Annotated in this window: 7 protein-coding genes; all 7 read right to left on the bottom strand. The window is 55.1% G+C overall.

Features of this window, described 5'->3' with window-relative positions:
* Positions 1-97 precede the first annotated feature (97 nt).
* The 7 genes from HMPREF0673_RS14030 to HMPREF0673_RS00815 all read right to left on the bottom strand — a co-directional run bounded on the left by HMPREF0673_RS14030 (position 98) and on the right by HMPREF0673_RS00815 (position 12143).
* The gene (locus tag HMPREF0673_RS14030) at positions 98-1513 is read right to left on the bottom strand and encodes an MBOAT family O-acyltransferase (protein ID WP_007896887.1); all 1416 of its coding nucleotides are present in this window, start codon (positions 1511-1513) and stop codon (positions 98-100) included.
* The gene (locus tag HMPREF0673_RS14025) at positions 1510-2460 is read right to left on the bottom strand and encodes an SGNH/GDSL hydrolase family protein (RefSeq protein ID WP_007896886.1); all 951 of its coding nucleotides are present in this window, start codon (positions 2458-2460) and stop codon (positions 1510-1512) included. Before HMPREF0673_RS14025 ends, HMPREF0673_RS14030 begins: the two co-directional genes overlap by 4 nt.
* A gap of 131 nt (positions 2461-2591) precedes the next feature.
* On the bottom strand, positions 2592-3035 hold the full coding sequence (locus HMPREF0673_RS00835; RefSeq protein ID WP_007896885.1) for a VanZ family protein: 444 nt from the start codon (positions 3033-3035) through the stop codon (positions 2592-2594).
* Between the two features lie 82 nt (positions 3036-3117).
* Entirely contained in the window at positions 3118-5166 is a 2049-nt protein-coding gene (locus tag HMPREF0673_RS00830) for an alpha-amylase family glycosyl hydrolase (RefSeq protein ID WP_040596148.1), read from the bottom strand.
* Between the two features lie 196 nt (positions 5167-5362).
* On the bottom strand, positions 5363-7303 hold the full coding sequence (locus HMPREF0673_RS00825; RefSeq protein ID WP_007896883.1) for an alpha-amylase family glycosyl hydrolase: 1941 nt from the start codon (positions 7301-7303) through the stop codon (positions 5363-5365).
* 14 nt (positions 7304-7317) lie between these two features.
* On the bottom strand, positions 7318-9243 hold the full coding sequence (pulA, locus tag HMPREF0673_RS00820; protein ID WP_007896882.1) for a type I pullulanase: 1926 nt from the start codon (positions 9241-9243) through the stop codon (positions 7318-7320).
* A 170-nt stretch (positions 9244-9413) separates the two neighbouring features.
* Entirely contained in the window at positions 9414-12143 is a 2730-nt protein-coding gene (locus HMPREF0673_RS00815) for a 4-alpha-glucanotransferase (protein WP_007896880.1), read from the bottom strand.
* Positions 12144-12352: the final 209 nt, after the last annotated feature.

Genomic DNA, 12352 nt, shown 5'->3' with positions numbered 1-12352 from the left:
TTAGGGTGTCAACCTTATTTAAAAAAAGACAAATAAATATATTTAGTGATGTTGCTAAAAACTATTGTTGAAGAGAGCTGAAGTTCGCTCTCTCCTCCTAAAAGGCTCCGTAGATGAATGGCTGCACGTCCTCCTGCGCCACTTCGATGGCGAGCTGCACACAGACTATGAAGAGGATGAACTTGGCGAGCCAAGGCAGCGTTATGAAGCGCAGTTGCAGGCGTGTGTAAGTTCGTTCGGGGATGAGATAGGTGAGCATGGCACCGAGGAGGCAGACTGTCCACAGAGGACGTGCGTAGACGAAGGGTGAGAGATACGCCCAGCTGAAGTCGGAGGCTATCTTCTCGTACATCGTGCCGAGCTGCGTAAGACTCTGCGAGCGGAAGAACGACCATGCGAAGCAGACGTACACGTAGGTGATGAGCCAGCTCAGCGTGTTGCCCCATAGCGTGGAGGGGATAGTGATGCGCAGCTGGCGACTGAAGAACTTATGTACGCACAGGCCGAAACCGTGCAGCGCTCCCCAGATGACGAACATCCACGATGCGCCATGCCACAATCCGGCTACGAGCATCGTTATGAAGTTGTTGGCATACATGCGCAGCGTACCCTTGCGGTTGCCGCCGAGTGGTATGTACAGATAGTCGCGGAACCACGTAGAGAGCGATATGTGCCAGCGTCGCCAGAAGTCGGTAAGGCTGAGCGCACGGTAGGGGAAGCTGAAGTTGTCGGGTAGCCAGAAGCCGAGTATGGCTGCTGCACCGATACTCATGTCGCTATAGCCCGAGAAGTCGAAGTATATCTGCACGGGGTAGCCCAGCAGTGCCGCCATGTTCTCGAAGCCCGAGAAAGTCTGCGGCGCGTCGAACACCCATGTGGTGAACTGTCCGATGTAGTCGCTCACCATGTTTTTCTTCACCAGTCCGAGCATGATGAGCCACAATCCGCTCCACACCATGCGGCTCGATGCCTGCCGGTTGCGGCGCAGACGCGGTATAAGGTTCTCGGCGCGTGTGATAGGTCCGGCGAGGAGCAGTGGGAAGAATGTGAGGTAGAAGAAGTATTCGAGCAGCGTGGTGTTCATCGTGAAGCGGCGGCGATAGACATCCACAGCGTGACTGATTCCCTGGAACGTATAGAACGAAATGCCCACGGGCAGCACTATCGAACCTAACGAGAAGTTGGTGCGCAGCATGAGTCCGATGACATCGTTGAGTATGAACGTGGCGTACTTGAAGTAGGCGAGCACCGCAAGGTCTGCTACCACAACGGTGGCGAGCAGCAGTTTGCGTGTTCGTCCTTCGCGTAGTGCCATCTCCTGCGTCAAGGCGTAGTTGAAACACGCCGTAGCGGGCAGCAGCCACATCACGCTGCCGTTCAGGCGGTAGGCAAAGTAGAGGTTGAACGCCACGACGTAGAGCATCATCGCTGTGCGTGAGGCGCGTTTCACCAGTGTGTATATAGCGAGAAACGCCACGAGCATCACCTCTATGTTTATGTCTGTATAGTTCATTCTTTATTGTTTGAAGTACATTCTTTGTTTTTATCAGCTGCCGTATGGTGAGGTTCGGTATGTGGTTCGTCCTTTTGTTCCACTTTCTGTTCGCTCTTTAGTTCTGTTTTCTGCTCACCCTCTTGCTCACTGATAGGCTTCGGTAGTGGTTCCTCCGTGGTGTTCACGTCTATGCTGTCCGTTGTCGCAGCCTTTCCTGGGTTCATCGGAATGATTATCTGAGTGTATCTTCTTGAGTGAGTTGTCGGTTTGTTCATTACGAACGGGTGCGCCGCCTTTCCGCTGTTCATCCATTCCACGATACTATCCATCCATTTTGCTGCAGCCGCATACGTTGGGTGGCGTCCGTCCTCCTGCCTATCGAGTTCCATTCCCTTGGTCATAAAGAAACGTCGTTTGCCCATGAAGCTCTGCAGCATGTTGTTGATGCCCTTGTCCTCCATCCAGTTTGGCGGACCAATCCATGTTGTCGGCACGTTGCCAATCTTGGCGAGTATCCTCTCGGCACGCTTTCTGCATCCCTTCATGTCGGCAGAGTAGAGCTCGTTGCTGCCCAGGCATACGAACACATGCGTCGGCCGCACCCTCTGCATATAGAAGCGCAGCGTGTCGGAAGCAGCCCACTGATGCGTGCCCGATCCGTTCCATGTGACGCACGTCAGCGAGTGTCCGTTGGCGCCAGTGTAGTCGCACAGGCGCAGAGCGAGCAGCTGGCTCATCGAGTCGCCGAAGATAAGCACGCGCTGTCGTGCGGTGTCTACCGGTTCGGTGATGGTGTCGCTTGCCGCATCCTCGACGTGCATGGTGTCTGTGTCGTCCGTCGTGATGTCCTGCCCAATCTGTTTCAGATGCAACGCGTCAGCCACATAGTCGGGAGCCTTCGAGTAGCCCACGAACAGGAGCAGTGCGAGTACGAATATCGAAATAAGTTGAAAAGTTGGTTTCACTTCTATTTACTTAATACTGTTTTTTCTTGGTTTATATGTAATAATGTGCAAAGGTACTCAAAACTTGTATATATAAAAAGAAAAGTGAGACATTCGTTTTGCGAAAGTCTCACTGCCGTTTTGCGAAAGTCTCACTGCCTTGAACGCTTGCTGTAAACCATTATGATACCTGCGAGAGCACCAAGTGTCGCTCCGATGGAGTTGGCTGCGAAGTCGAGCCAGTCGCCACTACGTCGTCCGCCCGTGCAGTATTCCTGCAGTATCTCGATAAGTCCGCTCATCAGTATCGGTGCGAGCCACGCAAGGCACAGTAGCTTTGCCCAGTTGAGCGCAGGCTTGTCCGTAGGCGATGCGATGCGCATCACCGGTTGGCGTTTCGCGCTATGGTTGCGCAGATACTCAAGCCAGATGGTGGCGCACGTGCCGGCGTACATGGCTATGTGTACCCATTTGTCTATGAGCGTAACGTTGTCGAGCGGCGTACTCGGTATCGTTGCGAAGCACAATACCAATATCATAAGGATATAGAAGCACGATACCGGGTACGCCTTCAGCAGATGTCTGATGTATGTCATTGTATAAGAAATTCCTTTAATTGTTGTGTGAGAACTTCTTATTAACGCATGAACTTCTCTTTTATTGTGAGAGTAAAGGTCTTTAACGCACGAGAATCTTCTTGCCGTTCACGATGTAGATGCCCGAAGCGAGTCCGCTGATAGCTTCTGTTGTAGACACTGCGCTGTTGAAGTGGCGCACTGTTCTGCCGTCGATAGCCACTACGGATGTGGCGTTCGCGTTGTGGCTGACAGCGATGTCCGCGATGGCTGTAGGCTGGTCGGCTGTCACGTTCTTCACGAGATAGTGTCCCTGCGAGTCCTTCGAGTTCTGTATCTCGAAGTAAGCATCGGTTGTGATGCCCGATACGTCTGCCGTCTGCACCGAACTCTCCTTTGCGAACACGAAGTTCACGTAGTCGGTCGGTGTGTTTATCTTGAACTGCTTGCTGTACCATTTCTTGCCGTTCTTCTCCGTCAGTGTCGTCACGTTGTCGCCAGGCCATTTGTTGTTAGCCGGTGCGTGTGTGTCGTCGCCGCCCCACGTCCAGAAGTAGCAGTTCTTCCAGCCCACGTTCTCGGTGTTCACATACACAGCGAACGTGTATGCTTCAAACTTGCGCACGTCGTATGTTCGAGTCACGATAGTGCCCACCTTGCCGTTCGCGAGCAATGCCGCCTTCAGCGTGCACTTGCCGTTGGGGAGCGTAACCTTAGTGCCGTTAGCCACCTTTGTGCCCGATGCTGTTGGGTTGGAGCCGTCCAGCGTGTAGACAATCTGGGCATTCTTGTTGGTGGATATGGCGCGTAGCGTTACGGTCGGCGCGTTATGGTATTCGCCCGACGGCAGCGACGGGAACACCGTCTCGGCAGATGTAGGCAGGAAGTAGCGCCAGTGGTAGCCCTCGGCAGCCAAAGCCCATCCGTCGTCGGTGGGTGTGTATGCGTTGGCAGTGGTGCCCACCGCAGCGCGCAGCCTCATGTTCGCACCCGTTGTCGTCACGACGTAGCGCGATGCAGAGTTCTCCGTGCACGACCAGTTGCTCTCGTTGTGTATGCCGGCAATGTTGCGCACCAGTATCATGTTCTTTATGTCCTGCTTGCAGTCGGTCCAGTGCTTGTAGAACACGCACGGTGTGCCCGGCATGGCGAGCAGATAGGCGTTAGCCGCCAGCGTGTCTTTGCGTATCGGATCCTGCGCAGCATCGCTACGCTTCTCCGTGTCGTGGTTCTCGATGAACGTCACGGCGTAGCGCTTGTACACCACGTCGGTAGTCAGTCCGCCGTTCGCCAGCTTCGACCAGTTGCCATTGTTCGCTGCGTCGCGCACCGAGTAGCGTATAGGGAAGTCGAACGCTGCCGACATCACCTTGCCGTCCACCTTCGTAGCGTTCAGCCAGTTGGTGACATTCGTCTTGTTGCCATCGAAGTATTCGCCGACGGAGTAGGTTGGGTTTGCCGCCTTGTTGTACATGCCCGTGAATTTGCCGGCATAGCCCTTTGTCATGTCGTAGCGCACACCTGCGTATCCTAAGTCGTTGAGCAGCAGGTCGAGATATGCCTTCACGCAGTTCTGCACGTTGGCAGAGTTATGGTCGAGGTCGCGCATACCGTCCCAGTCCTCGCCCGTGTCGTAGTTGGTGCTGAGGCTCACGCCCTGCTTCTTCGCCTCCTCCGCAGCCTTGCCCTTGTCGTCGCCTGCGCACACGTCGGTAGAAGTCATCTTGTACGTCTTGCCCTTGTATGTCTCCTTGGGGAAGTCGAACCAGTTCTTGACGGTTCCGCGGTGGTTGATTACAACATCGGCTATTGTGCCGATGCCCTTCTGCTTGAATGTGCCGATCATGGAGCGCAACTCCTGCTCTGTGCCGAACGACGAGTTGTAGTTCGTAAACCAGTAGAGGTCGTTGTAGCCCATCGACTTGCCGCCGCAGTATGCGCTCTGCGGCACCCATACGAGTTTGAAGTAAGGTGCCAGCTCGTCAGCCTGACTCTCTAATTTTGTCCACTGCGATGCGTCGAAGCTGTCCCAGTAGAAGCCCTGGAGCATCACGCCTTGGTATTGTGATGGCCAGCCCTGTGCGGAGGCGTTGAGGGGCAGAAAGCCCACGCCACATGCGATGGCAGCCATTGATTTTAGAAATTTGTTCATGTTAGGTTTGGTTTTTATTGTTATTGTTTGGTATTTTGTTTCAATCAGGGCAAGGTGTGACGACTCTTGTCTTGGGTTAAAACAATCTGCACCGACCGACGCAGACGTGCGCATCGGTCGGTGCAGATGTCCGCATCGGTCGACGCGGATGTCCGCATCGGTCGGCGCAGATGTCCGCATCGGTCGACGCGGATGGTTACAGACTAAGTACGAGTACGCCCTTCGGCTGCAACTTCACGTCCTTCGTGAGGTCTATCTTTCTGCCCGTTAGCACGTTTGTAGCCTCCGTGCGGTTGCCGATAATCTCTGCGTAGCGTGCTACGGACATTGTAGCCGTCTTTGATGTGCCGTTGAGTACTGTCATCACCGCCTTGTCGCCGAGCGTGCGTGCCACCACGTATACACCCTTGAACGGTATGAACTGCGTCTGCTTGCCCTTTGTGATGAGCTCGTTGTTCTGGCGCCAGTGGAGCAGACGGCTTGTGAAGCTGAACATAGCCTGCTCCTCCTTCGTGCGCTCCGCCTTGTTGAAGGCGTTGCGTGTGTCGCCGGCGAAACCTCCGGGGAAGTCGCGGCGCACATGTCCGTCGGTAGTGCTCTTCGTGCCGTTCATCAGTATCTCCGTGCCGTAATAGAGCTGCGGAATACGGTTGACGGTGAGCAGCAGAGCCAGTGCCTGCTTCAGTGCTAATGTGTCCTGACCCTCGCCGAGGAAGCGGTCGGTGTCGTGGTTCTCGATGAACGCCATCACGTGCGACGGGTCTACGTACAGATAGTCGTAGCAGAGCGAGTTGTATATGCGGTTGAAGCCCTTCCACCAGTCGTCGGTCTCCTCGTTCTTCGCCTGGTTAAGACGGTCGAAGAATGCGAAGTCCATAACAGTCTTCAGGTTCGAGTTCACTTCAGCCAGCGGCGAGTCCTTCTGCCATGCTGCGGTGTATGCAGGCTCGGTCACCCAAGTCTCGCCCACGGTGTTGAAGTTGGGATACTCCGTGTTCAGCACCTCCATCCAGTGTGCCATGCCCTTACGGTCGGCATACGGATAAGTGTCCATGCGTATGCCGTCGATGCCAACGGTCTCAATCCACCACTCGGAGTTCTGTATGAGGTAAGTCATCACGTGCTCGTTGCGCTGGTTGAGGTCGGGCATTGAGGGCACGAACCAGCCGTCCACCGTCTCGCGCAGGTCTACCTTCGACGCATACGGGTCGAGCACTGGTGTCAGCTTGTAGCTTGTCTGCAGATACTTGTCGTTAGTTATCTGGTCGCCGTCCACGGTCTTCGTCTTCACCGCCTTCGCCTGATTTTCAGGAGCAAGCCATTCGGGTGTGTTGAACCAGTCCTTTGTCGGCATGTCCTTCACCCACGGATGCTCGAAACCGCAGTGGTTGAAAATCATGTCCATCACCACCTTCAGTCCCTTCTTATGTGCATCGGAAACAAGCTGTCGGTAGTCGTCGTTTGTGCCGAAGCGTGGGTCTACGCGGTAGTAGTCGGTCGTGGCGTATCCGTGATACGTACTGCTCTTGCCGTGGTCGGGCGAGTTGTTCTCAAGCACGGGTGTGAACCACAATGCCGTTACGCCCAGTTCGTTGAAGTAGTCGAGGTGCTGGCGTATGCCTTCGAGGTCGCCGCCATGACGCAGCGACGGTTCCTTGCGGTTCACGCTGTAAGCGTTCAGTCCCTTCACGTTGAGATACTTTCCGCTCGACGCAAAGCGGTCGGGCATGAGCATGTAGAGCACGTCGGCGTTGGTGAAGCCCATGCGCTCCTCGCCCTTCATGTCGCGTGCCTTCAGCTCGTACTTCACGCTCGTCTTGCTCTTGCCGGCGCGGAACAGCAGGTTCATCGTGCCTGGCTGGGCATCCCCTACGTTCAGGTACACTAACAGATAGTTGGGCGAGTCGAGACGTACGAGCGAGTCGATGCGCACGCCCGGATAGTCGGTCGACACCTCAGCAGCGCGCACGTCCTTGCCGTAAACCATCAGCTGCACTTGTGGGTTCTTCATGCCTACGAACCAGTTTGTAGGCTCAATGCGGTCAATCTTCTGTGCTGCGTTCATAGCAATAGTCGAAGAAAAGAAGAGGGCGAGTAGAAGTATCACCCTCTTACGTAGTATGTGTTTGATATTCATAAATTATAATGTTATTAGTCGTGTACTATCAATGCCGACTGCGGAGCAACCGTGAGAGTTGTGCCACTGATGAGTCCGAGACCCTCGGCGTTCACCTTGCCGTTTGCCACCACCTTTGTGTAGCTGCCCTCAGCAACCTTCACGTTCTGCGGCGTCTTCTGCGAGTTGAGCACCACGTAGATGTTTCTCCATGCGTCGCCACCGGCATTGTCCTTCAGTCGGAATGCCACCACACCCTTCGGTGCGTCGACAAACTCGAGATGCTTGCGCACCTCCTCAGCTTTACCCATGCGGAACGCAGGATGCGCCTTGCGCAGCGCGATGAGACCGGCGTAGTAGTCGAACACCTGCGGATAGCGCTTCAGGTTGTTCCAGTCGAGGCGGTTGATGGAGTCGGGCGAGCGGAATGAGTTGTGCACGCTCTTCTTGTCGCGCAGCATCTCCTCGCCCGAGAGAATGAACGGCACGCCCTGCGATGTGAGCACAGCGGTCTGTGCGAGCAGGTCGAGGCGTATCAGCTCGTCGTCGGTGATGTACGGCACCGTAGCGCGCAGGCGGTCGGTCAGACACATGTCGTCGTGGCAACTCACGTAAGCCACCATCTGCGATGGTTCGTTAGTCCACGCCTCACGCGAGTAGTTCACCTTCGTCATATCTATCTGCGGATGCGCAATGGCACCAACGATGCCGAACTTGATGCTTTCCTCTTGGTCAGGCTCGCCGATGAGGAAGCCGCCATTATGGTCGTCGGAGAACGGACCGCGCAGCGCGTCGCGCATGTCGTCGCAGAACGCACCGATGCCGTTGAGCTGTTTGGTGTTGGCTTTCATGGCGAGCTTCTCCTGCGGATAGGCGCAAGAACCTGCGCTCCAGCCTTCACCATAAATATATATAGACGGGTCAATCTGGTCTACCATAGCACGTATCTCGTTCATCGTCTCGATGTCGTGAACGCCCATGAGGTCGAAGCGGAAGCCGTCGATGTGGTATTCCTTTATCCAGTACTCCACGCTCTCCTTCATAAACTCGCGCATGAGCGGTTTCTCGCTCGCCGTCTCGTTGCCGCAGCCCGAGCCGTCGGAGTATTTGCCCTCAGCGGTCTTGCGATAGAAATAGTCGGGATAAGTCTTCTGGAAGTTGGATCCGTTGATGTCGAACGTGTGGTTGTACACCACGTCGAGTATGACGCGGATGCCTGCCCGGTGCAGTGCCTGCACCATCTGCTTGAACTCGCGTATGCGTGTTGTAGGCGTAGCAGCATCGGTGGAGTAGGAGCCCTCGGGCACGTTGTAGTTGAGCGGGTCGTATCCCCAGTTGTACTGCGGCACATCGGACTTCGACTCATCCACAGAAGCGTAGTCGAACGACGGCAGAATGTGTACGGCGTTCACACCGAGACGCTGCAGGTGCTCGATAGCCTTCGGCTCTGTGAGCGCCAGATATTTGCCCTTGTGCTTCAGTCCCGACGATAGGTCGACGGAGAAGTCGCGGTGGTGCATCTCGTAGATGACGAGGTCGCACGGGTTGTTGAGTGTCGGACGCACGTCGTCAGCCCAGCCCTCTGGGTCGGTATCGCGCAGGTCGACGATGGCACCGCGCTTGCCGTTCACGCCCACCGCCTTGGCGAAGATGCCGGGTGTGTTGTCGGGCTGTGCGCTGTTGTACACGCTGAAGAGGTAGTACTTGCCTTTGAGGTCGCTCTTCACGGTGAGCTTCCACTTGCCTGCGCCCACACGCTTCATCTGCTTTGTGAGCTGCTCTGTGGAATTGTCGCTGTCTGTGTCCGACAGCAGTACGTTCACTTTCTTTACGTCGGGCGACGTAGTGATATGGAATGTCGTTGCCTTGGGCGAATACTCCACTCCGCCCAACGTCTGTGCTACGGCACTGTGCGCCGTGCAGGTGGTAAGGAAGGAAAGGAGAAGGGTCTTTAGGGTCATATTTGTTTCTTTTGCTTATAATTCGTGATGGTTGATTTATAGGAGGTCAGAAGCCGTTAAAAAAAGAAGTTGGAGTATCTATAGGAGGGTATAGCATCCTTGCTATACCCACGCCGTCTGCTAACAATAATGCGGCGTGGGTATGGCAGGGATGCCATACCCTCCTATAATTACTTTCTTCCTGCTTCGTCAATCAGTTCCTTCACCTGCTCATTGTAGTCGCGGTCGGCGAGGAGCTGCTCGATGTTCATGTGCATACGATAGCGCCAGTAGTGCTTCGGGTTAGTAGGGATGTTGATGCGCTCGGCGTCGGCATCAGCAAGGCGTATGCGCTCGTCGATGGCGAACCAGTCCTGCAGCGAGAGTATGCAGAGCATCGAGGGCGAGGTGAGCTGCTGCGAAACGATGTCGCGAGCGAGCCATCCCGGCAGCGGATGCGGTGCGGCACCGCCACGGTAGAGCATAGAGTTGTAGAACTCCTGCGTGCGTGCCCAGTCTTCGTCCCACCACTGGCGCAGTGTAGGCATGTCGTGTGTGGAGAGAATGCAGACGGAGCGGTACGGATTGCGCGATAGATAGCCGAACTTAACGCTCGAGTCCTTCGGCATCGACTGCAGTTCGAGGCTCAGTATGCGCAGCTGCTGCATCACCCACTGCACACAGTCGGGCACCATGCCCAAGTCCTCTGCGCATACAAGCATACGGGTGGCTTGCACTAACATCGGCAGCTTCTTCATCGCCTCGCCATACCAGAACTCGTTGTTGCGGCGATAATAGTAGTCGTTATAGAGTCGGTTGAACGCAGCCTTGTCGCCGTCCCACAGCGCCTCGTACATGAAGTTGAGCTGCGCCGTGATGCGCGGATGGAAGAGGTTGGGGTTCTTGCTGTCGCGCACGAAGAGCACGTCGTCAACAAGCGCGTAGAGTCCGTCGCGCATCCATACGTCCTTCTCCGTTGTCTTGCCCTCGAACGCTGCCTCAATCTTGCGCTCCGTGTCGTATTCGGGCTTGAGCGAGTAGATGTCGTCGTGCTCGTGGTTGAGATAAGTCTTGATAACCTCCTCGGTGTGTTCGCGGAATACGCGCTCCACTACCCAGTGGGCTATGAACGGCGTTGTGAACAGATGCTCCTGGAAGTTGAGCCCGTAGCTCTGTATCTCTTCGCGAGTCATGGCGAGTGCCGGCTGGAACTGTCCGAGCAGTCCGCCTACGCAGTCGGTAGGTATCGCCCAGATGCGGAAGAAGCCGAGTACGTGGTCGATGCGGTAAGCGTCGAAGTACTTCGCCATGTTCTGGAAGCGGCGCACCCACCACTGGCATCCGTCGGCAATCATGCGGTCCCAGTTGTACGTTGGGAAGCCCCAGTTCTGTCCGTTCACCGAGAATGCGTCTGGCGGAGCACCTGCCTGCGAGTCGAGGTGGAAGTATTCGGGTTCGTGCCATACGTCGCAGCCGTTGCGGTTCACGCCGATAGGAATGTCGCCCTTGAGGATGACGCCGCGAGCGCGGGCATACTCGTGAGCTGAGTGCATCTGCTGGTCGAGCACGAACTGCACGTAGTAGTAGTACGCCACCTTATTATATAGTTCGCTCTTCGGATTGCTGAGTGCCTTACGGTCAGCCTCGTTCCACTGCTTGTGGTCAGCCCACTCCGAGAAGACACACGTGCCGTAGAGGTCGCGCAGGTAGCAGTAGTAGGCGTAAGGCACGAGCCAGTGCTCGCAGTCGGCGAAGAACGCCTTGAACTCCTTAGACGCAAGCACCTTCTTGCCTTCCTGCTCGAACAGCAGGCGGAGATACTTCAGCTTGGCGTTGTTCACGCGCTCGTAGTCGATCTGCGGCAGAGCGTTCAGCTCCTCGCGCAGCACCTCGAAGCGGTCTGCCTCCAGCTTGTCGCTCAATGCGGGCAGCTGGCGCAGGTCGGCATACTGCGGATGCAGAGCGAAGATTGATATACATGAATAGGGATATGAATCGGTCCACGTGTGTGTGGATGTAGAGTCGTTGATAGGCAGCACCTGCAGGAGGCGCTGGTGGGTCTTAGCCACCCAGTCGATCATCAGTTTAAGGTCGCCGAAGTCGCCCACACCGAAGCTTCCTTCGGAGCGGAGTGAGAAGACGGGGACGAGTGTGCCCGCTACCTTCTCGTCGCATAGCGCGTAGAATGACTGGTCGAGTGCCACTACGCGCACTTCGTTCTGCTCCAAAGGCTTGAGAGTGAGTGTGCGGTTCTCGCACGTCTCCCACATCTCCTCGCCTTTGTCGCTGAACGCCACGAACTTGAACTCCAGTTCGTGAACTAACTTACTACAAATCTTATTATTGTTACCTAAACCTACTTCTTTATCGTTTGCATCGAGTGCGTCGCCGTCGATGTCCACAATCCATTCGTTGTGGTTGTGCTCGGTCATGTGCAGAGCCTTTTTCAAGTCCCAGTTGCCTAAGACTACGCCTTTGCCCGTGAGGGCGAGACGTGCGCCCGAATGTAGCTGCGGAGCACGCACCACGAGACGCAGTGCCTTGTCGTATGCCAATGGCTTCACGCTGCCCTCGGCGCGGCGGTTCACGCAGTCGGTGAAAGCCGAGCTATATAAATATGTGTCGCATGGTATTTCGTGCCAAAGGTCCTCAACGATGATGTGCTGCGAAGCCTTTGTGTTGAGGTCGAGACGATGCGTGACAGTCTTCCACTCGCTGCACTTTATGCCGCAGCAGTTGCGCACGCTGTAGAAATAGTCCACACGCTTGTCGCTCTTCTTCGCCTCTATCTGGCATGTCCAAGTCAAACCGTCAGCGGTAGACATTGCTACGGTGCGGTCGCCAGCCTCTCCGCCAACGATGTTCAGCAGCAATTCTTCGCCGAATACTGTCTTGTACTGGATATTAAAAGTAATTTGCATAGTATTGTTTAGTCGTTATTAGATTTCATTTATTGATGTTGCAAAATTAAACATTTGTGTGTTTTTGTGCAAAGTTATGTATGTTTTTCTTCCAAACGCCAAGGTAAACGTTTGCGCAATGGTTAACGATTACTAACAAGTATATGTTATTTCTCACAAAATACTTACTTTTGTATTTTGTAGGGGGTGCACTTGTCTCAAGTGCACCA

This window comes from Leyella stercorea DSM 18206 (assembly GCF_000235885.1).
Lineage (GTDB): Bacteria > Bacteroidota > Bacteroidia > Bacteroidales > Bacteroidaceae > Prevotella > Prevotella stercorea.
The sequence above is the reverse complement of the archived record's forward strand: the minus strand, read 5'-3'. Positions and strand labels throughout refer to the sequence as shown.

What these genes read in the sequence shown, in the direction of transcription:
- HMPREF0673_RS14030 (WP_007896887.1), bottom strand. Translation starts at nt 1,513, where the DNA reads ATGAACTATACAGACATAAACATAGAGGTGATGCTCGTGGCGTTTCTC.
- HMPREF0673_RS00835 (WP_007896885.1), bottom strand. Translation starts at nt 3,035, where the DNA reads ATGACATACATCAGACATCTGCTGAAGGCGTACCCGGTATCGTGCTTC.
- HMPREF0673_RS00830 (WP_040596148.1), bottom strand. Translation starts at nt 5,166, where the DNA reads ATGAACAAATTTCTAAAATCAATGGCTGCCATCGCATGTGGCGTGGGC.
- HMPREF0673_RS00825 (WP_007896883.1), bottom strand. Translation starts at nt 7,303, where the DNA reads ATGAATATCAAACACATACTACGTAAGAGGGTGATACTTCTACTCGCC.
- pulA (WP_007896882.1), bottom strand. Translation starts at nt 9,243, where the DNA reads ATGACCCTAAAGACCCTTCTCCTTTCCTTCCTTACCACCTGCACGGCG.
- HMPREF0673_RS00815 (WP_007896880.1), bottom strand. Translation starts at nt 12,143, where the DNA reads ATGCAAATTACTTTTAATATCCAGTACAAGACAGTATTCGGCGAAGAA.